The organism is Brenneria tiliae, from assembly GCF_023347575.1.
GTDB classification, from domain to species: domain Bacteria; phylum Pseudomonadota; class Gammaproteobacteria; order Enterobacterales; family Enterobacteriaceae; genus Brenneria; species Brenneria corticis.
Window position 1 is genome coordinate 223413 of sequence record NZ_JAKPCB010000096.1, and the last position, 21037, is coordinate 244449.

17 protein-coding genes are annotated in these 21037 nt (G+C 57.5%); 4 read left to right on the forward strand and 13 right to left on the reverse strand.

The annotated features are described in order from the left end of the window. Positions 1-3 precede the first annotated feature (3 nt). The 12 genes from wzyE to trxA form a co-directional block, all read right to left on the reverse strand. Complete coding sequence (gene wzyE / locus MFP24_RS11035) at positions 4-1383, reverse strand: ECA oligosaccharide polymerase (RefSeq protein ID WP_249230589.1); 1380 nt, start codon at positions 1381-1383, stop codon at positions 4-6. Continuing rightward, the gene (locus MFP24_RS11040) at positions 1380-2462 is read right to left on the reverse strand and encodes a TDP-N-acetylfucosamine:lipid II N-acetylfucosaminyltransferase (protein WP_249230590.1); all 1083 of its coding nucleotides are present in this window, start codon (positions 2460-2462) and stop codon (positions 1380-1382) included. The genes wzyE and MFP24_RS11040 overlap by 4 nt, the downstream gene beginning before the upstream one ends. After that, entirely contained in the window at positions 2459-3709 is a 1251-nt protein-coding gene (gene wzxE / locus MFP24_RS11045) for a lipid III flippase WzxE (RefSeq protein WP_249230591.1), read from the reverse strand. The genes MFP24_RS11040 and wzxE overlap by 4 nt, the downstream gene beginning before the upstream one ends. 1 nt (position 3710) lies before the next feature. Continuing rightward, positions 3711-4841: a dTDP-4-amino-4,6-dideoxygalactose transaminase gene (gene rffA, locus MFP24_RS11050; RefSeq protein WP_249230592.1), complete on the reverse strand. Its 1131-nt coding sequence runs from the start codon at positions 4839-4841 to the stop codon at positions 3711-3713. Positions 4842-4845: 4 nt separating this feature from the next. Further along, positions 4846-5586 (reverse strand): dTDP-4-amino-4,6-dideoxy-D-galactose acyltransferase, encoded by a 741-nt coding sequence (gene rffC / locus MFP24_RS11055; protein WP_249230593.1) that lies wholly within the window; start codon positions 5584-5586, stop codon positions 4846-4848. A 39-nt stretch (positions 5587-5625) separates the two neighbouring features. After that, positions 5626-6693, reverse strand: coding sequence for a dTDP-glucose 4,6-dehydratase (gene rffG / locus MFP24_RS11060; protein ID WP_249230594.1), 1068 nt, complete (start codon positions 6691-6693; stop codon positions 5626-5628). Further along, the gene (wecC, locus tag MFP24_RS11065) at positions 6690-7952 is read right to left on the reverse strand and encodes a UDP-N-acetyl-D-mannosamine dehydrogenase (RefSeq protein WP_249230595.1); all 1263 of its coding nucleotides are present in this window, start codon (positions 7950-7952) and stop codon (positions 6690-6692) included. Before wecC ends, rffG begins: the two co-directional genes overlap by 4 nt. Further along, positions 7949-9091 carry a non-hydrolyzing UDP-N-acetylglucosamine 2-epimerase gene (gene wecB, locus MFP24_RS11070; protein ID WP_249230596.1) on the reverse strand — a complete coding sequence of 381 codons (1143 nt, stop codon included), beginning with the start codon at positions 9089-9091 and terminating at the stop codon, positions 7949-7951. The genes wecC and wecB overlap by 4 nt, the downstream gene beginning before the upstream one ends. A 67-nt stretch (positions 9092-9158) precedes the next feature. After that, positions 9159-10205 carry an ECA polysaccharide chain length modulation protein gene (gene wzzE, locus MFP24_RS11075; RefSeq protein WP_249230597.1) on the reverse strand — a complete coding sequence of 349 codons (1047 nt, stop codon included), beginning with the start codon at positions 10203-10205 and terminating at the stop codon, positions 9159-9161. Positions 10206-10226: 21 nt separating this feature from the next. Beyond that, positions 10227-11309: a UDP-N-acetylglucosamine--undecaprenyl-phosphate N-acetylglucosaminephosphotransferase gene (gene wecA / locus MFP24_RS11080; protein WP_263458470.1), complete on the reverse strand. Its 1083-nt coding sequence runs from the start codon at positions 11307-11309 to the stop codon at positions 10227-10229. Between the two features lie 244 nt (positions 11310-11553). Then, entirely contained in the window at positions 11554-12813 is a 1260-nt protein-coding gene (gene rho / locus MFP24_RS11085; RefSeq protein ID WP_009111025.1) for a transcription termination factor Rho, read from the reverse strand. Positions 12814-13220: 407 nt separating this feature from the next. Then, complete coding sequence (trxA, locus tag MFP24_RS11090) at positions 13221-13547, reverse strand: thioredoxin TrxA (protein ID WP_009111024.1); 327 nt, start codon at positions 13545-13547, stop codon at positions 13221-13223. Between the two features lie 118 nt (positions 13548-13665). Between trxA and rhlB the strand changes: the two genes are divergently transcribed. From rhlB to MFP24_RS11105, 3 genes are all read left to right on the forward strand, one after another. Further along, entirely contained in the window at positions 13666-14955 is a 1290-nt protein-coding gene (gene rhlB, locus MFP24_RS11095) for an ATP-dependent RNA helicase RhlB (RefSeq protein ID WP_249230599.1), read from the forward strand. 6 nt (positions 14956-14961) lie between these two features. Further along, on the forward strand, positions 14962-16464 hold the full coding sequence (ppx, locus tag MFP24_RS11100) for an exopolyphosphatase (protein WP_249230600.1): 1503 nt from the start codon (positions 14962-14964) through the stop codon (positions 16462-16464). 201 nt (positions 16465-16665) lie between these two features. After that, positions 16666-18480: a glycosyl hydrolase family 28 protein gene (locus MFP24_RS11105; protein ID WP_249230601.1), complete on the forward strand. Its 1815-nt coding sequence runs from the start codon at positions 16666-16668 to the stop codon at positions 18478-18480. Positions 18481-18513: 33 nt separating this feature from the next. Here MFP24_RS11105 and rep read toward each other — a convergent pair whose 3' ends face one another. After that, positions 18514-20538 (reverse strand): DNA helicase Rep, encoded by a 2025-nt coding sequence (rep, locus tag MFP24_RS11110; protein WP_249230602.1) that lies wholly within the window; start codon positions 20536-20538, stop codon positions 18514-18516. A gap of 158 nt (positions 20539-20696) precedes the next feature. Here rep and ppiC point away from each other — a divergent pair, with 158 nt between their 5' ends. Then, positions 20697-20978 (forward strand): peptidylprolyl isomerase PpiC, encoded by a 282-nt coding sequence (ppiC, locus tag MFP24_RS11115; protein ID WP_136166730.1) that lies wholly within the window; start codon positions 20697-20699, stop codon positions 20976-20978. Positions 20979-21037 lie beyond the last annotated feature (59 nt).

The window sequence follows — 21037 nt, forward strand, 5'->3', positions numbered from 1 at the left end:
CCTTTACGGCACGTCGTGCGTGGGGGCTGCGGGGGCGGACGGCGCCGCTGCAGTCCGGGGGCGTAATAAGCGCTGTCTGATCAATCCGGCGCTTTCCAGCAGCCAGTAGAGTAATTTCGCCATCAGCAGGCACAGGCCGAAGATCAGGCAGAAGAACACCACGCGGGAGACGAAGGCATCAACCCCTTCACGCGTCAGCACAATGATATTGAATACCGCGCCGAAGCAGAACGCCTGCAAAATCGCCGCCTTGTAGCGGTTGGCATCGTTTTTCCCCAGCTCATACACCCAGTCGAACCATTTGATAATCAAGCCGACGGCGATGGCGCCCAGTGGAATAAACAGCACGCCGCCCATAATCACCAGCGAACCCAATAACGTGGGGGATATCGCCAGCCCGGAGTGGTTATTCAGCACTTCCCAGGTGAAATAGTTGGCGCTGTTCAACACCAGATGGGGGCGGTCGGGCCACAGCCAGGAAGGAATAAACACGTAGAAATCACGCACGATCGGCGCTAATCCCTGGAACTCGATTTTATCGTAGTTCTGCAATAGCAGCGCCAGGTTCTCCCAGGGGGAAAAGGTGTCGCGGGTCAGATAGAGGAAAGTGTACAGCGCCTCGTCGCCGCGGACGTCCATACCGTAGCGCTTAAGCGCCAGCCAGAACATGCCCACCACGCCGAACACGCCGGCGGCGGCCAGCATCCACAGGGAGATCCAGCCGCGTACGATGCCGATAAACAGGAACAGGGCGAAAGCGATGATGACATTCGCCCGGGTGCCGCCGACGATGACATAGGTCAGCATGCCGAACGCCACCGTGCCGATAAGAAACAGCAGCCAGGCGCGCGGCGTCTGCCGTAGAAAATAGACCACCAGCATGGCGGGAATAAAGAAATAGAAGAAGCGTTTCAGTGCCACGCCGGACACTTCGCTGGAAAAAATCTGGCTGTAAGAGCGCAGTTTAAACAGCAAAAAACCGTTGTTGAGGAAAAACAGCCCCACGGTGGCCGCCGCAATCAGCGCCAGCAGGATCCAGGTCAGATTGGTTTCCACCCGATTCATGGTAAACAGCGGCGGGCGGGCCGATGGCGTTTGCGGGCGCAGGCGGGTTTTATAGCTGACGTAATAAATGGCGTAAAACGCCGTGGCAGCGAGCAGCGCCTGGAGCAGATACTCCACCGGAACCACCTCGACGCCGAAGCGAAAGGCCAGCAGGCAGGTAAACGGAAAACCGAAATAGAACGTCAGTAAATAAAGAAGAGAAAACAACACGTTAAAATTAAAACGGACGCGCCGGAACTCCTGCCAGGTCAGCGTCAGAATAAAAATGAGCGCCATCAGGTAAACCACGAACAGGCCACCAAACTCTCCCAGCGTCATGTCGGTTCTCCCGCCGTCAGCGCCTGCCGCCAGCCTTGCAGATAATTGGGGTTAAAGAAAGCGATCCGCCGCTTATCAACCGAGGCCAGTTGACGCTGCGCCTCGCGCACCAGCGCTTCATCCAGGCTATCGCCATAAAACAGCACCGGCAGATGCTGCTCGGTCAAATCCCGCCAGAAAGGATTTTGCCGGCTAATCACAAAAGGTACGCCGAATTGAATCAACAAGCACAGCGTGCCGATGCCCTGCTGGCGGTCAAAAATAAAGTAGCCCAAATCGCAGGTGCGCAGCATGTTCAGGTAATCCTCAAACCGCAGTTGCTCTTTCAGCAACTGGAAGTTTTTGACGCCGAACAGCGCCAGCCCTTCCTTCTCTACCCGCGCGATATAGCGTCCGTTATCGGCGGGATAGCCCATCGGCACGATCACCCGCACGCCGGCGCCGAACTGCTGATGGATGGCCCGCAGCGCTTCCTGATGACGGTTGGTGCGATCGCCGGAGTTGCCCACCAGAATGGTCATCGGCCCCGCCAGCGGTTTCTCCGCCTCGACCGCGGTCAGCGCCGGATCCATCCGCGTCGGGAAATAAAGCAGCGACGCCGGCACCCGGGGATGCCGCTGTTGATAATATGCCAGATCGCCGCGCGTGGCGAACACATGTCCGATGCGGTTTTGCGCCGCGCGGCGCAGCAGATAAAACAGACGATACCGCAGGCTGCTCGCCTCTTCATACAGGTCAGCCCCCCAGATATGCCAGTACGCCTGCGACGGCCTGATTTTACCGCTTAATAACGCCAGCCACAGCCTGGGGTTAAACTGGCCGTGGAAGAAGAAACGCGTGCGGCGATCCGCTTTGGCCTGGGCGATCACCGCCTGGGCCAGCGTTTTTTTATCGGCGTGGGTGACGATATTCAGCGCGGGAAAATCCGCCGCCGGCAGGGGGTCGCGGGCGGCCACCATAAAACGGCCGACCTGCGGCGCGGGCAGCTCCGCGGCCAGCGTGTCGTTAAAGAAACGCAGAACCGTGCGGTTATGATGCGGGATATCGGATCCCAGGACATGGATCAGTGTCGTCGTCATGCTCGCCTACGGTAAATAATGAATACGCTACAACAAAGCAAAAAATAGACCAGGTAGGTCGCCATATACGCCTGCGCGGCGCCCAGCGCGCCGTTGACCGGGATCAGCCAGTGGGCGAACCCGGTAAGCAGCAGAAACTGGCTGACCTCGGTAAGCAGATAAAAACGCAGCGCCGCCTTGGCGATCACCAGATAACCAAAAACGTAAGCGCCCACTTTCATCACATCGCCCACCAGCTGCCAGGCGAACAGATCTCTCATCGCGGTAAACTGGCTGGAGAACAGCAGCCAGATGGCAACGTCGCGCAGCAGCCAGACGCCAAAGCTGACCGCGGCCACCACCGGAAGTACGAATTTCAGCGAACGGACGATCTCCTGCGCCAGCAACGTTTTGTCCGTCAGGCGGGATAGCGTCGGCAACAGATAAACGGTGAACGACGCGGTGATAAATTGCAGATAGGCATCCGAAATAGTGCTGACCCCCTGCCAGATGCCGACATCGTCCCAGCCGTAGTGCGCCGCCAGCAGGTTGCGCATCATGATATAGGCCACCGGCAGCGTGACCGCCGTCATCAGCGCCATCAGGGTGAATTTGCCCAGATGCCCGGCCATCGCCTTGTCCCAGGCCGGTTTTAGCCACTCCAACGTGAGCGGCGTGCGCCGCAGCATCAGCCAGCCGGCCGGCAGCGCCGCCAGCGCGGGCACCAGAGCCAGCCCGGCCAGCGCGCCGCGGTATCCGCCCAGGGTAAAGCACAGCCAATAGGCCGCCAGACCGATCAGGCTGCCGCCGATGACGGCCAGCGCATTGCCGACGGCATCGCGGTAGCCTTTCAGGATCGCCAGAAAAAGGTTGGCGTAGGCGATGGCCATCTGGATCAGCGCCAGCGCGCGGATCACCTCACGATATTCGTCATGGCCGAACAGCGCATGGGCAATCGGCGCGGCGGCCAGTACGAATACCGCCGCCAGCAGCGTGGAAAACCCCAGCACCAGAGTAACCGAGGTGCCCAGCAGCGACCGCAGACGATCCGGCTGCTGCTGGTATTCCGCGACATACTTGGTGACGCCGTTAAAAATACCCGCGCCGGACAGTACGCCCAATACGGTGATCAACTGGCGGAAATTGCCCGCCTGCCCGACGCCGGCGGGACCGAACGCCACCGCCAGCAGTTTGACCACCACCAGCCCGGCGCCGATTTTTATCAGCGTGGAGCCGGCCGTCCAGATCGATGCTTTCGCCAGCGACATATCAGGAGAAGAAACTCAGAATGGTGTTGATGACCGTTCGCTGATTGACGTCAGGCAGGTTATAGAATAGCGGCAGGCGCACCAGACGCTCGCTTTCCGGCGTGGTGTAGCGATCTTCGCCGCTGAAACGGCCGAAGTTCTGCCCGGCGGGGCAGCTATGCAGCGGAATATAATGAAAGACGGTAAGGATCTCGGCCTCTTTCATATAACGGATAAACGCGGCGCGATCTTCGGCATCGCGCAGTTTGATATAAAACATATGCGCATTGTGGACGCAGTTCGCCGGCACCGTCGGCAGGGTGATACGCCCCGCGTCCGCCAGCGGCTGGAAAGCCGTATAATAGTTCTGCCACAGGCGCAGGCGGCGTTCGTTAATCGGCGCGGCCGCTTCCAGCTGCGCCCACAGATAGGCGGCCTGAATATCGGCCATCAAATAGCTGGAGCCGATATCGCGCCAGGTGTATTTGTCCACCTGCCCGCGGAAAAACTGGCTGCGGTTGGTGCCTTTTTCACGCACGATCTCCGCCCGGTCAATCAGCCGCGGGTCGTTAATCAGCGTCGCCCCGCCCTCGCCGCCGGAGGTGTAATTTTTGGTTTCATGGAAACTGAAACAGCCGATATGGCCGATGGAGCCCAGCGCCCGCCCCTTGTAGCGGGACATCATCCCCTGCGCGGCGTCTTCCACCACAAACAGATCGTACTGCTTCGCCAGCGCCATGATGACGTCCATCTCGCAGGCCACGCCGGCATAATGCACCGGCACGATAATCCGGGTTTTATCGGTGATCGCCGCTTCGATTTTAGTCTCATCGATATTCATGGTGTCGGGACGGATATCGACAAACACCACTTTCGCCCCGCGCAGCACAAAGGCGTTGGCGGTGGAGACAAAGGTGTAGCTCGGCATAATGATTTCGTCGCCGGGTTTGATATCCAGCAAAATCGCCGCCATCTCCAGAGACGCGGTGCAGGAGGGGGTCAGCAACACTTTTTTACTGCCGGAATAGTGTTCCAGCCACTGCTGGCAACGGCGGGTAAAGCCGCCGTCGCCGCACAGCTTGCCGCTGCTCATGGCGGCCTGCATATAGTCGAGTTCGGTACCCACAATCGGTGGCGCATTAAACGGAATCATTTGATCACCTGTATAACCAATAGGCCGTGCTCATCATTCTGGCACCGCGACGAAGATAAAGACGGAGAGCCGCCACGTTGCCTGTCTGCGTCGCGACCCATAAACGTTGCATTCCCTGCCGCCGGCACCAGGTTTCCGCGGCCGACATCAGCTGCGTGCCGATGCCGCGGGCGGCGGCGCCCGGCCAGACGGCCAGCAGACCGATGCGGGCCTCGCCGGCGTTCAACCGGCGCAGCGTCACCCAGCCTTGCGGCTCCCCGGCCGCGTTTTCCAGCAACAAACACTGGTGATCGAAGACGCCCAGCACGGCGTTTTCCGCCCACTGCGCATAAAAACGCCCGCTGTCTTCGGGCCGATACCAGGGGGGGCGAAAACGGCTCAGGGCGAAAACCTGAGCCGCCGCCGACCGCAGCGCCGGGATATCGGCGCTGTCCGCGACCCGCAGACGAGGAGGCTCCGCGGCCGGAAGCGCCTCCAGCGCCAGGCAGAGATCGACCTCCCCTTCAACCAGGCGGAAACCGCAGTCCGCCAGAGCGTCGGCCAGTTGCATATTATCCGCCGGTATCTTGGCCTGCGTCAGCGCGTAGGCGTTCAGCGCATCCGCCGTCAACAACGGCGCCGACGGCGAGAAATCGAGTTTGCCGCTGTTCAGGTTGAAAAAGCGGCTTTCCCAGCTTAGCGGCTCAATATGGGCGTGGATACGCACCGGCGACGGTTCGCCCGCGAAAAGCGTTGTCTCTGTCATACCAGCTCCTCTACGGCGCGTTCGTCCGGGCGAACGGCCTCAGCGGTTCAGACCCAGGCGCTCGCCGGTGTAAGATCCATCCTGTACGCTGCGCCACCATGCTTCATTATCCAGATACCAGCGCACGGTTTTCCGCATTCCGCTTTCAAAGGTTTCTTCCGGGCGCCAGCCCAATTCACGCTCGATTTTTCCGGCATCGATGGCGTAACGCATATCGTGACCGGGGCGATCTTTGACATAGGTGATCAAGTCGCGATAGCGCTGCACGCCGGCCGGTTTATTCGGCGCCAGCTCTTCCAGCAAATCACAGATGGTCTGCACCACTTCTATGTTTTTGCGCTCGTTGTGGCCGCCGATATTATAGGTTTCGCCGACGACGCCCTGCGTCACCACCTTATACAGCGCCCGGGCGTGATCCTCGACGAACAGCCAGTCGCGAATCTGCGCCCCGTCGCCGTACACCGGCAGCGGTTTACCCGCCACGGCGTTCAGAATCACCAGCGGGATCAGCTTTTCGGGGAAGTGATAAGGGCCGTAGTTATTGGAACAGTTGGTGATGATGGTCGGCAGCCCGTAGGTGCGCAGCCAGGCGCGCACCAGATGATCGCTCGACGCCTTTGACGCCGAATAAGGGCTGCTGGGCGCATAGGGCGTCGTTTCGGTGAACAGATCGTCGGTGCCGTGCAGATCGCCGAATACCTCATCGGTGGAAATATGGTGGAAGCGGAACGCCGCTTGTTCCGCCGACGCCAGGCTTTGCCAGTAATGACGGGCGGCCTCCAGCAGCGTGTAAGTGCCCACGATATTGGTTTCAATAAACGCCGCCGGGCCGTCGATGGAGCGGTCGACGTGACTTTCCGCCGCCAGATGCATCACCAGCGCCGGCTGATACTCGGCGAACAGCCGATCCAGCGCCGGACGATCGCCAATATCCACCTGTTCAAAGGCGAAACGGTCGCTGTCGGCGACCGGCGCCAGGGAGGCGAGATTACCGGCATAGGTGAGCTTATCCACCACCACCACGCTGTCCGGCGTCTCGGTAAGAATATGCCGGACCAGGGCCGAACCGATAAATCCGGCGCCGCCGGTGATCAAAATACGTTTCAAAGCCACACTCCTTTGGTATCAATAACCCAATTTTGTTTAATATCATCGGGGCTGATGGCCCGGAACTGGCGGTGATCGACCAGCATGACCAGCACATCCGCCTGTTGCAGCGCGGTGGCGGTATCGACCAACGTCACCAGCCCCGCCAGGGCGGCCGGCAGCTGTTTGACGTTCGGCTCCACCACCAGGGTGGCGCCCGCGTGCCACTGGGCGATCATCGCCGTAATTTCCACCGCCGGGCTTTCCCGCAAATCGTCGATATCCGGCTTGAACGCCAGGCCGAAACAGGCCACCGTCACGTCGCTGGCGCGTTTATCGCTCTGCGCCAGAAAATCCGCCACCGCCGTTTTAACCCGATCGACGACCCATAGCGGCTTGCCGTCATTCACCAGCCGGGCGGTGTGAATCAACCGCGCCTGTTGCGGGTTCTGCGCCACGATAAACCAGGGGTCCACCGCGATGCAGTGCCCGCCGACGCCGGGACCGGGTTGCAGAATATTGACGCGCGGATGGCGGTTTGCCAATCGGATAAGTTCCCATACGTTAATATTTTGTTCCGCGCAGATCAGCGACAGCTCATTGGCGAAGGCGATGTTAACGTCACGGAAACTGTTTTCCGTCAGTTTGCACATTTCGGCCGTACGGGAGTTAGTAACCACACACTCACCTTCGAGAAAGATCTTGTACAGCTCGCTGGCTAGCGCCGAGCACGCCGGGGTCATGCCGCCGATGACCCGATCGTTTTTAATCAGTTCCACCATCACCTGTCCGGGCAACACGCGCTCCGGGCAGTAGGCGATATGGATATCGGCGGCCTCGCCCGACTGCTGCGGAAAGGTTAAATCCGGGCGCGCCTGCGCCAGCCACTCCGCCATTTGCTCGGTGGCGCCCACCGGCGACGTCGACTCAAGAATAACCAGATCGCCCGCTTTCAGCACCGGCGCGATGGACTCCGCCGCCGCCTGCACATAGGCCATATCCGGCTCATGGTCGCCCTTGAAGGGCGTGGGAACGGCAATCAGAAACGCGTCCGCCGCCGCCGGCCTGGTCAACGCCCGCAGGTAACCGTTTTCCACGGCGGTTTTTACCAGCGCGGCCAAATCCGGCTCGACGATGTGAATTTCACCGCGGTTAATGGTCTCTACCGCCTGCCGGTTTACATCGATGCCGATCACTTTTTTCTTGCGGGAAGCGAACGCCGCCGCCGTCGGTAAACCGATATAACCCAGCCCGATAATGGAAATCGTGTCAAAACTCATAGCGTCACCCGATGGTTTTCCTGATAGTTCTTGAGCGCGTCAATAATACGCCGGCAGGCATGGCCGTCGCCATAAGGGTTATGCGCCCGGCTCATGGCCTGATATTCATTATCGTCCGACAGCAGTTGCGAAACGGTATCGACGATTTTCACCACGTCCGTGCCCACCAGCCTGACCGTGCCGGCTTCAACGGCTTCGGGCCGCTCGGTGGCGTCGCGCATCACCAGCACCGGCTTGCCCAGCGACGGCGCCTCTTCCTGAATGCCGCCGGAGTCCGTCAGGATAAGATAGGAACGATTCATCAGATAAACAAAGGGCAGGTAATCCTGCGGCGCGATCAGCTTCACATTGCCGATGCCGCTCAGAATGCGGTTCACCGGCTCGCCGACGTTAGGGTTAAGATGGACCGGATAGACAATCTGCGCTTCCGGATGCCGCCGGGCGATATCCGCCAGCGCGCCGCATATGCGCTCAAAACCGCCGCCAAAGCTTTCGCGCCGGTGCCCGGTAACCAGAATCAGTTTTTTGTCGGCGTCGAGGAAAGCATATTTTTCATCCAGCCTGCGGCGCAGATCCTCATTGTTGACGATGCAATCCCGCACCCAGAATAAGGCGTCGATCACCGTGTTCCCGGTGACGAAAATCTGCCGGTCCGACAGGTGCTCGCGCAGCAGGTTTTGACGGGAATTTTCCGTCGGGGCGAAATGGATCATCGCCAGATGTCCGGTCAGCTTACGGTTGGCCTCTTCCGGCCAGGGCGAATAGAGATTGCCGGTGCGCAGCCCGGCTTCCACATGTCCGACCGGAATACGTTGATAAAAAGCGGCCAGACTGGTGGTCAACGTGGTGGTGGTATCGCCATGCACCAGCACCAGATCCGGCTTGAACTCCGCCATCACCGGTTCAAGGCCGGCCAGAATCCGGCAGGATATCTCGCTGAGAGACTGGCCCGGACGCATGATATCCAGGTCGTAGTCAGGGGTAATACTAAATAGACGCAACACCTGATCAAGCATCTCCCGATGCTGGGCCGTTACGCAAATTCTTGATTCAAAGGCTTCATCCTGAGCCAGGGCATGAACCAGCGGGGCCATCTTGATGGCCTCCGGCCGGGTGCCGAAAACAGTCAACACTTTCACAGTGAATCTCTTTAATCAGGTTAGACGCAGACTTACGCTGCGAATCGGACGCTAATCAACAGGCTGATTAGCGTGGACGGCGAACCAGAGCGACTCCCGCGCCCACCAACGCACCGATAGCCCCCCACATTACCATCAGGAAAGCCCGGCGCGGACTGTCGCGTTTTACCGGCTCTTCCGGCGTACGTAAATAACGGTAAGTCTGGAAATTGTCGTCAAGCGTCGGCCCGACATTCAGGGTGGCCAGCATGGCGCGGTTCTGATCGTAATCGAGATCGTAGTGCGGCCCGCTGGCCTGCAACGACTCCAGACGCGCCTGCAGCATCGGCCTGCCCAGTAAAAACATCTCCGACGCCGGCAGTTCATCCGCCGGCGTATCGGTCTGGCTGCGGCTGATACCCTGCTGCTGGGCGATTTTCAGCGCCCGTTCGACGCTGCGAACATCTCGTTCGTAAATGGCCTTGGCCACCGCTTCCTGGCGTTTAATCTGCGATTTCATAAAGATGGTTCTGGCGGCCCACGCGCCGTTAATCTCCTCGTTCAGATGGCCGGCCGCATGCCGGCTGGCAAACGTAACATACTGACGCAGCAATGTATTGGCGTCAGCCGAGGTTTCCGCCACCAGCTTCACGCCGTCATTGGTCTTCTTGGCGTCGTCGCGCGGCGTAAACTGAATGTTGTTCACCAGCTCATCCAGCAGGGCGGCATCGGCTTTGGCATCCCCCTCCTGACGCTGTTTATAATAGTCGGTCTGCAGCCAGAAATCGCGGCGGGTATCGTAAGCCGCTAATTGCATGATGAATTCATCGTAAGCCGCCGAAGAGATGGAGGGCTGCTCAGGCTGCGGCGTAGCGAAAGATTTGGCATCCAGGTTACGCAAAAACTGCTGCTGCGAGTAGTATCCGCCCAACATGTTGACCGTCGGCTTATCGGTGATCGCCGTCGCGCTCCATTGCGGCGTTACCAGGTAGGAATAGAGTAGCGCGCTAACGCTAAACAACAGGGCAATAGACAGGATGCCCAGCTTCCCACGCCACAGCGTGCGGAATAAACCGCGGATATCCAGCTCATTATCAATTAACGCATTCCCGGTGGAGCGATTCTCTGATTTCATTACTTCCCCAAAATTATTTGGTCAAGACGACTGCTTCTGCTCATCGGCGTGCCGCATGCGACGTTTGATTCGCTTCACGAAGCGGGCGACGCGCCACGCGCGTTTCAGACAGTAGCCATACAGCAAGAATACAAGCAAGAACAATGCCAACATAACCCATTCAGGAACAAAAGAGAGGTATTCCCCTAATACGCCGATGGCGGCCAGCAGCCCCGCCGCCAGCGTAAGCAGGACAAAAGCCTGCCGGGAAGTAAACCCCGCACGCATCATTAAATGGTGGATATGCTGACGATCGGGCGAAAACGGGCTCATCCCTTTACGCAGGCGGCGATACATGATGGCAATCATATCGATCAGCGGAATGGCGATAATCCACAGCGCGGTGACCGGATTAACGGGATGCTGTTGTCCCTGGGTGGTCTGGATCAGGATCCAGATAGCGGTAAAGCCGATCATGGTACTCCCGGCATCCCCCATGAAAACTTTATAACGTTTACCGAAAACGCCCAGGTTAAGCAGGATATAAGGCAGGGTGGCGGCGATCATGGCGAAACACCACAGCGCCAGATTGGCATGGCCGCTGAGGTACAGCAGTATGCCCAGCGCGCCAAATGAAACGCAGGACAATCCGCCCAGCAGCCCGTCGATGCCATCCACCATATTGAAGGCGTTGATGGCGGCCCAGACGGAAAATAGCGTCACCAGATAACCAAACGGCCCCAGCTCCATTTGCCACGGACCGAAAATATGACCGAGATTATGCAAAGAGAGGCCGGCGAACGCCATCATGATAACCGCCACGCCTGCCTGGACGACCGCACGGATTTTCACGCTGACATCAAAGCGATCGTCCAGCGCGCCGACCAACACCAGCACGCCGGCGCAAAGCAGGTAGAGACGGAAATTGGGGATGTATTGATCGGTGATCAGGTAGGTGAAGCAAATCCCGGCGTACACCGAGATACCGCCGACAAGCGGGACCAGTCCCTGATGCCGTTTACGGTAATTGGGGCGATCGACGAATCCTATTTTTCTCGCTACCTGGCGAGCAAAAAACAGGAAGCTCAGAGAAAACAGAAAGATAACTAATAATTCGATACTCATCGTGAGTAAATTCACCGTTCACAGCTTCTGGCTGCGCCATGGCTGCTAATATACGCTCGGTTTACGTCTTGCGTCCTGTCGTCCTCCCGGTATACACCAGCTCACAGCACTACCAGTGCTGTCGGACGGCATAGCATACAAGAACGCTATATTTATAAGATTAACGCGCTGCATAGCCATGTTGGACGCACAAATATAAAAAACGCCACGACCCAGCGTGGCGTTCCCCGAGTTCATCCGTGATTTATGAACGCTTCATCATATCGAAGAATTCATCGTTGGTTTTGGTCATCGCCAACTTGTTAATCAGGAACTCCATCGCGTCAATCTCACCCATTGGGTGGATAATTTTACGCAAAATCCACATCTTCTGCAGTTCTTCAGACGTGGTAAGCAACTCTTCTTTACGCGTACCGGAACGATTGTAGTCGATGGCCGGGAAAACGCGTTTTTCAGCGATTTTACGCGCCAGGTGCAGTTCCATGTTGCCGGTGCCCTTGAACTCTTCGTAAATCACTTCATCCATCTTGGAACCGGTATCCACCAGCGCTGTGGCGATAATAGTCAAACTACCGCCTTCTTCAACGTTACGCGCCGCGCCGAAGAAACGTTTGGGACGATGCAGGGCGTTGGCGTCCACACCGCCGGTCAGCACCTTGCCCGACGCCGGCACCACGGTGTTGTAGGCGCGCGCCAAACGGGTGATGGAGTCCAGCAGAATGATGACGTCTTTTTTATGCTCGACCAGACGCTTCGCCTTTTCGATCACCATTTCGGCGACCTGAACGTGACGGGAGGCCGGCTCATCAAAGGTAGAGGCAATCACTTCGCCTTTCACCAGACGCTGCATTTCGGTCACTTCTTCCGGACGTTCGTCAATCAGCAGCACCATCAGCACGCAGTCGGGATGATTATAGGCGATGCTTTGCGCAATATTCTGCAGCAGCATGGTTTTACCGGCTTTCGGCGGCGCCACGATCAGTCCGCGCTGGCCGCGGCCGATGGGGGATGCCAGATCCAGCACGCGGGCGGTCAAGTCTTCGGTTGAGCCGTTACCGCGCTCCATACGCAGGCGGGAGTTCGCATGCAGAGGGGTAAGGTTTTCAAACAGGATCTTGTTGCGGGCGTTTTCAGGCTTATCGTAGTTGACTTCGTTGACTTTCAGCAGCGCAAAGTAGCGTTCGCCTTCTTTCGGCGGGCGGATCTTGCCGGAAATGGTATCACCGGTGCGCAGGTTGAAACGGCGAATCTGGCTGGGGGAAACGTAGATATCATCAGGACCGGCGAGGTAGGAGCTGTCTCCTGAGCGGAGGAAACCAAATCCGTCCTGCAATATTTCCAGCACGCCGTCGCCGAAAATATCTTCGCCGCTTTTAGCGTGCTGTTTCAGAATGGCGAAGATAATGTCCTGTTTGCGCATGCGGGCCAGGTTTTCCAGCCCCATATTTTCGCCAAGAGTAATTAACTCGGAAACTGGCGTATTCTTTAATTCGGTAAGATTCATAGTGGTGGGTTCTTAAACTCGGGGTAAATCTCGAACTAGTAACGTGAATGGTATGGCAGGATCATCCGTGCCTCTATAACGGCCTTCAATCGCTGAGTACCTGTTTTGTTTCGCATTTAAGGGGCGCAGGATCTGCACAAAACGACGGCAAGAGATCGAAGACACATAAAACCAATTATTTTAAAACTATTAGATTGCCCAAATCGGATGACGAACATTTTTGTAAATCAATGACTTTCCGATTTTGACACAGAATAACGCTTTAGACTCAAACTTTCAGGCTTAAGCTTAAGGGCTTAAACATAGGTAAGTACGATATGCAGTGATGACGAATCTAGCACGCTTCACGACGGGCGGCAAGCGGTCAATATGAGAATTGCTCATTGGCCGATTGCCCCCATGAAGATTTACAAATTAGCGGTCAGGAACTCTTTCAGTTGCCCTTTGGACAAGGCGCCCACTTTGGTTGCCGCGACTTCGCCGTTCTTGAACAGCAGCAGCGTGGGAATACCGCGGATGCCGTATTTCGGCGCGGTGGCCGGGTTCTCGTCAATGTTGAGTTTGGCGACGGTCAATTTACCGTCGAACTCCTCGGCTATCTCATTCAGAATAGGAGCGATCATTTTACAGGGACCACACCACTCAGCCCAGAAATCAACCAGGGTTACGCCCTCAGCCTGCAATACTTCCGTATCGAAACTGCCGTCAGTCAGGTGAATAATTTTATCGCTCATGTTTTACTCCACAGGATTATCTCAACCTTGTTGGTGTAGATTAACCAACAATAAGGTTGACTTTATTTCACTGGATACGCTTTCGTAAAGCAATAGTTAGCTGATATTCTACCACACTATGAGCAAAACACACTTAACCGAACAGAAGTTTTCCGACTTCGCCCTGCACCCGCATGTTATAGAAGCTCTTGAAAGTAAAGGGTTTCATAACTGTACGCCGATTCAGGCGTTAACATTACCCCTGGCTCTGTCAGGACGTGATGTCGCGGGTCAGGCGCAAACCGGTACCGGCAAGACGCTGGCTTTTCTGGCGTCTACTTTCCATTATCTGCTTTCACACCCCGCCAACGCGGAGCGTCAAACCAATCAGCCGCGGGCGTTGATTATGGCGCCGACCCGTGAATTAGCCGTACAGATCCACGCTGACGCGGAAGCGCTTTCCCGTCTGACCGGATTAAAACTCGGTCTCGCCTATGGCGGCGACGGTTACGATAAACAACTCAAGGTGCTGGAAAGCGGCGTCGATATTCTGGTAGGCACCACCGGTCGCCTGATCGACTACGCCAAACAGAACCATATTAATCTGGGCGCCATCCAGGTCGTCATTCTCGATGAAGCCGACCGCATGTACGACCTCGGCTTTATCAAAGACATTCGCTGGCTGTTCCGCCGCATGCCGCCCGTTACCCAGCGCCTGAACATGCTTTTCTCCGCCACGCTCTCCTACCGCGTACGCGAACTTGCCTTCGAACAGATGAACAATGCGGAATACGTGGAAGTCGAACCGGACCAAAAAACCGGCCACCGCATCACCGAAGAGCTGTTTTATCCGTCCAATGAAGAAAAAATGCGCCTGCTGCAAACGCTTATCGAGGAAGAGTGGCCGGATCGCTGCATTATTTTCGCCAATACCAAACACCGCTGCGAAGATATCTGGGGCCATCTGGCCGCCGACGGCCACCGCGTCGGCCTGTTAACCGGCGACGTGGCGCAGAAAAAACGCCTGCGCATTCTGGATGATTTCACCAACGGCAATCTGGACATTCTGGTCGCCACCGACGTCGCGGCGCGCGGCCTGCATATTCCGTTGGTGACCCACGTCTTCAACTACGATCTGCCGGATGATTGCGAAGACTACGTTCACCGTATCGGCCGCACCGGCCGCGCCGGCGAAAGCGGCTTCTCCATCAGCCTGGCCTGCGAGGAATATGCGCTGAACCTGCCGGCCATTGAAGCCTATATCGGCCATGGCATTGCGGTCAGTAAATATAACAGCGACGCGCTGCTTAACGATTTACCGGCGCCGAAGCGTTTAACGCGGCCTCCGCGCTCCAACAGCGGCCCGCGCAGGCACAACTCGCCGCGCCGCAGCGGCCCGCCGCGCAATACTCGTAAACGGCCGGGTTGATCGCCAATGCCAAGCTCTTCTTCACTTTATGCCGCCATCGACCTCGGCTCCAACAGCTTTCATATGCTGGTCGTCAGGGAAGCCGCGGGCAGCATTCAGACGCTGGCGAAAGTAAAGCGCAAAGTCCGCCTGGCGGCCGGGCTGGATAAGCGGCACCGGCTATCGCCGGAAGCGATGCAGCGAGGCTGGCACTGCCTGCAGCTCTTTGCAGAACGGCTGCAGGATATCCCGCGCGAGCAGGTGCGCGTTGTCGCCACCGCCACCCTGCGGCTGGCCACCAACGCCGAGGAATTCCTGCAACAGGCCCGGCGGATACTGGGCCTGCCGGTGCAGGTTATCAGCGGCGAAGAAGAAGCCCGGCTTATCTATCAGGGCGTAGCCCATACCACCGGCGGCCCGGAAAAACGCCTGGTGGTCGATATCGGCGGCGGCAGCACCGAGCTGGCCGCCGGCACCGGCGCGCAGGCCACTCGGTTAATCAGCCTGCCCATGGGATGCGTAACCTGGCTGGAGCGCTACTTCGGCGATCGCCATCTGGAAAGCGGCAATTTCGAGCGCGCCGAACAGGCCGCCCGCGATATGTTGCGGCCGGTTGCGGCGTCCCTGCGTGAACAGGGTTGGCAGATCTGCGTCGGGGCGTCGGGCACCGTACAGGCGTTACAGGAAATTATGGTCGCCCAGGGTATGGATGAATACATTACTCTGGCGAAACTTCAGCAGTTGAAACAGCATGCGATCCAGTGCGGTAAGCTGGAGGAGCTGGAAATTGAAGGCCTGATGCTGGAACGGGCGCTGGTTTTCCCCAGCGGGCTGGCCATTCTGCTGGCGGTTTTTCAAGAGCTCGACATTAACTGCATGACGCTGGCCGGCGGCGCGCTGCGCGAGGGTCTGGTCTACGGCATGCTGCATTTGCCGATTGAGCAGGATATTCGCCACCGCACGCTGCACAATCTGCAACGCCGTTATCTGCTGGACGTCGAACAGGCCGAGCGGGTAAGCGCGGTGGCCGATAATTTCCTGCGGCAGGTCGCCCGGGACTGGCAGTTGGACGACCGATGTCGCGAGCTTCTGCATAACGCCTGTCTGGTGCACGAAATTGGTCTGAGTATCGATTTTCGCCAGTCGCCGCAGCATGCGGCCTATCTGATCCGCCATAGCGATCTTCCCGGTTTTACTCCCGCGCAAAAGAAACTGTTGGCCACCCTGCTGCAAAACCAGAGTAACCCCGTCGACCTGATGCTGCTGAACCAGCAAAACGCGCTGCCGGCGATCCAGGCGCAGCGCCTGTGCCGTTTGCTGCGCCTGGCGATTATTTTCGCCAGCCGCCGCCGCGACGACACCCTCCCCGCGGTACGCTTGCGGGTGGATATCGCCAGCGACGGTTTGCTCGTTACTCTGCCCGCCGGCTGGATGGCGCAGCATCCGCTGCGGGCGGAAGCGCTGGAACAGGAAAGCCGCTGGCAAAGCTACGTTCACTGGCCGTTGATTCTGGAAGAAAACCCCATTTAATCTCAACGGGTTGTGACTTCGTCCGCCCGTATTAACCTCTCCGTTTGCAATCTCGCCCGTTGTTCTGTGATCCCCTTCCGGTACAAAAAGAAACGCCGAGTGTATTTTTATAAAACAGTGTTTCTTTTATAAAAAATAAAATAGCCATTCCCTCTGTAAGGCTAATGACCTTAACCCGATACACTCTGAGGAAAGATAAACATGCAATCTTCTATCCGTTACCGGAGCGGTATGTTTGCAGCGATGTTAAGCCTGACCGCCGCGCCACTTACTGTCGAGGCGGCTTCGTCGCCGGCGCCGCAAAATTTGCAGGTTCCCACCCTGGCCTATGACGATCGCAGCATCGTTCTGGTATGGGAAGCCCCGGAATACAACGGCAATATTACTGATTATCACCTTTACCAGGATGGAAAATCCCTGGGGCTCGCCAGCCGGAACAACGATCGACACTCACCGGCCAAGCCCTATATCAATGCGTTTTACGCCGGCGACGAACACGCCTTTCATCATAAGATTGCGATACACAATTTTAAGGCTGAAGGGCTGCAACCCGGCACGGAATACCGCTTCACCGTCAAAGCGGTCTATGCGGACGGCTCGCTTTCCGCCGCCAGCAATACCGTAAGCGCGAAAACCGCCGTCTTCCCCCAGGTGGTGAATATTAATGAATTTGGCGCCAAAGCGGACGGCAACACGCTGAATACCGCGGCGATCCAGCAGGCCATTGATGCCTGTAAACCCGGTTGCCGGGTCGATGTTCCCCGCGGGATTTACAAGACCGGCGCGCTGTGGTTAAAAAGCGATATGACGCTGAATCTGCAAGCCGGCGCCGTTCTGCTGGGCTCGGATAATCCCGCCGACTATCCGGCCGGTTATCGGCTCTACCCTTACTCCACCACCGAACGCCCGGCGTCGTTGATTAATGCCATCGATGCCAAAAGCTCGCACCCCGGCACGTTTCGCAATATTCGCATCGTCGGCAAGGGGATGATCGACGGCAACGGCTGGCGGCGAACCGCAAAAGGTGAAATAAAGGACGAATTGGGCGGGACGTTGCCGCAGTACGTCGCCAGTAAAAACAGCAAGGTACACGAAGACGGCATACTGGCTAAACATCAGGTCGAGCAGGCCGTCGCCGGCGGAATGGATCTCAAAACCGCCTACGGACAACGGCGCTCCAGCCTGATCACCCTGCGCGGCGTGGAAAATGTCTATCTGGCCGACTTCACGGTGCGCAACCCGGCATTTCACGGGATCATGAACCTGGAAAACCATAACGTGGTGGCAAACGGTTTGATTCACCAAACCTATGACGCCAACAACGGCGACGGCATCGAATTCGGCAATAGCAAAAACGTAATGGTATTCAATAACTTTTTCGACACCGGCGATGACTGCATCAACTTCGCCGCCGGGACGGGAGAAAAAGCCCGCCGGCAGGAAGCCATGAACGGCGCCTGGCTGTTCAATAACTATTTCCGCATGGGGCACGGCGCCATCGTGACCGGCAGCCATACCGGCGCCGGGATTGAAAATATCATCGCGGAAAACAACGTCATGTATCTGACCGACGTCGGTTTACGGGCGAAAAGCACCACCGATATCGGCGGCGGCGCGCGCAACATTCTGTTTCGCAACAACGCCATGAAGGATATCGCCAAACAGGCGGTGGTGCTCACGCTGAGCTACTCCGATGTCAATGCGAAAATTGATTATCCGCCGTCAACGACGCCCGCCCGGTTCCATGATTTCCTGATAAAAAATGTCACGATACAAGGCACGACGGGTAACTCTCCGTCCATTGAAATCAAAGGGAACAGCGCGAAAAACGCCTGGCACAGCGACATCCACTTCGCTAACGTCAAGCTGGAGAATGTCCCGCCGACGGCTATCAGCGACTTACGCAACAGCCGCTTCGACGGCGTGGTATTCAGCCGACTGCGCGATGGCGACGCGCCCTGGAATTTTGGCGCCACGGAAAATGTGAGCGTTGACGGTAAGGCTATCAATCCGTAAACCGGAACAGGGCGGGCTCCCCCGCCCTGACCGTCACTTGCTTGCTTTCGCCTTCGCCAGCTGCTCACGGATATTCGCCAGATGACTTTGCCCCTTCTGCATCCGCTCCTGCGGGCTGACCATCTTGCGCTCCGTCTCCCAGATCAGGTCGTCCTGCGGCAGCTCAAGCAAAAACCGGCTGGGTTCCGGACGCACCAGCTCCCCGTACTGACGCCGCTCTTTGCACAGGGTAAAGATCAACTCCCGCTGCGCGCGGGTAATGCCGACATACGCCAGACGGCGCTCCTCATCGACATTATCTTCATCAATGCTGCTCTGGTGCGGCAACAGCCCTTCCTCCATGCCCACCAGAAAAACGTAGGGAAACTCCAGGCCTTTTGACGCGTGCAGCGTCATTAACTGCACCTGATCCAGCTCTTCCTCATTTTCCCCCCGCTCCATCATATCCCGCAGGGTGAAGCGCGCCACCACCTGGGTCAGCGTCATCGGCTCATCCAGATCCGACCCTTGCAGCATTTCCGTCATCCAGCTAAACAGCTGATTGACGTTTTTCATGCGCATTTCCGCCGCCTTGGGGCTGGGCGAGGTTTCGTACAGCCAGCTTTCGTAGTCCAGCCCGTGGATCAGGTCGCGAACCGCCGGGATCGGTTCAGACTCCGCCTGCCGGGCGACCTCCGCCATCCACTGGGTAAAGCGTTGCAGAGACTCCAACCCGCGCCCGGTCAGGGACTGGCTTAATCCCAAATCAAAGCTGGCGCTGAACAGGCTTTTATTGCGCTGGTTGGCCCACTCCCCCAGCTTCTTCAACGTCGCCGGGCCAATCTCGCGTCTGGGCGTATTGACGACGCGCAAGAAAGCGCTGTCGTCGTCCGGATTGGTCAAGACGCGCAGATAGGCCAGCAGATCCTTGATTTCAGGACGGGAAAAAAATGAGGTGCCGCCGGAAATGCGATAAGGGATGCGGTTCTGCATCAGCATTTTTTCAAATAGCCGGGACTGATGATTGCCGCGATACAGAATGGCGTAGTCGCGATACTCGGTTTTCTTGATGAAATGGTGCGCAATCAGCTCGCCGACCACCCGTTCGGCTTCGTGGTCTTCGTTGTTGGCGGTGATGATTTTTAATTCGTCGCCATAGCCCAGCTCGGAGAACAGGCGCTTTTCAAACACGTGCGGGTTATTGGCTATCAGGATATTGGCCGCCTTGAGGATCCGCCCCGAGGAGCGATAGTTCTGCTCCAGCTTGATCACCTCCAGCCTGGGGAAATCCTGCTGCAACAGCACCAGATTCTGCGGGCGCGCCCCGCGCCAGGAGTAAATCGACTGATCGTCGTCCCCCACCACGGTAAAGCGCGCGCGGCTGCCCACCAGCAATTTGACCAGCTCATACTGGCTGGTGTTGGTGTCCTGGTATTCGTCCACCAGCAGATAGCGCAGGCGGTTCTGCCAGCGTTCGCGCACCTCGTCATTCCGTTTAAGCAACAGCGTGGGCAGCAGGATCAGATCGTCGAAATCCAGCACGTTGCAGGCGCGCAGATGGTCGTGGTATAGCGCATAGCAATGGACAAACAGCCGGTCGCGCTCGGAACGCGCCGTTGCCGCCGCGCCGGCGGGATCGATAAGATCGTTTTTCCAGTTCGAGATCGTCGACGTCAACTGCTGCAACAGCGTTTTATCGTTTTCCAGCCACTGCTCGGTCAACTCTTTCAGCAAGGCCATCTGATCCTGATCGTCAAACAGGGAAAAGTTGGCTTTCATCCCCAGGGCCGCGTACTCCCGCTTGATGATCTCCAGGCCCAGCGTATGGAAGGTGGCGATGGTCAGCCCGCGGGTTTCCTTGCGTCCCAGCGTTTGCGCCACCCGCTCTTTCATCTCGCGCGCCGCTTTGTTGGTGAAGGTCACCGCGGCGATGTGCCGAGGCTGATAGCCGCACTGGCGGATCAGATGGGCGATTTTATTGGTGATGACGCGCGTCTTGCCCGAACCGGCCCCCGCCAGCACCAGACAAGGGCCGGTAACGAATTCGACAGCATGTTGTTGGCTGGGGTTTAAACGCATAAGGGTATTGCTCACTCATCAAACGAACGGCGATTGTAGCAGAAAGCCAGCGCGATCCTGATCGGGGATTTATACTGACGAAGGCACACCGCAGTCTACATCCTGCGTTGCAGATGTTACATTGCACGCGGGAATCTCTAACGTAAAAAGGTAATAAAATGGCGAATACCGCGGCAGCACTGCATATTCTGGTGGATACCGAGCAACAGGCCAACGACATTCTGACCCAGCTGCAACAGGGCGCTGACTTTCAGAAACTGGCGCAGCAATATTCCACCTGCCCGTCAAAACGCAACGGCGGTGATTTAGGCGAGTTTCGCAAAGGCGATATGGTGCCGGCTTTCGATAAAGCGGTGTTTTCCTGCGAGCTGCTGAAACCGGTCGGCCCGGTGAAAACCCAGTTCGGTTACCATCTGATCAAAGTGCTGTACCGCAACTGAGGGCGCCGCGCGCCCTGCCGGGAGGAAAGCGCGTTGCTGGCAAACGCGTCCCTTTCCCG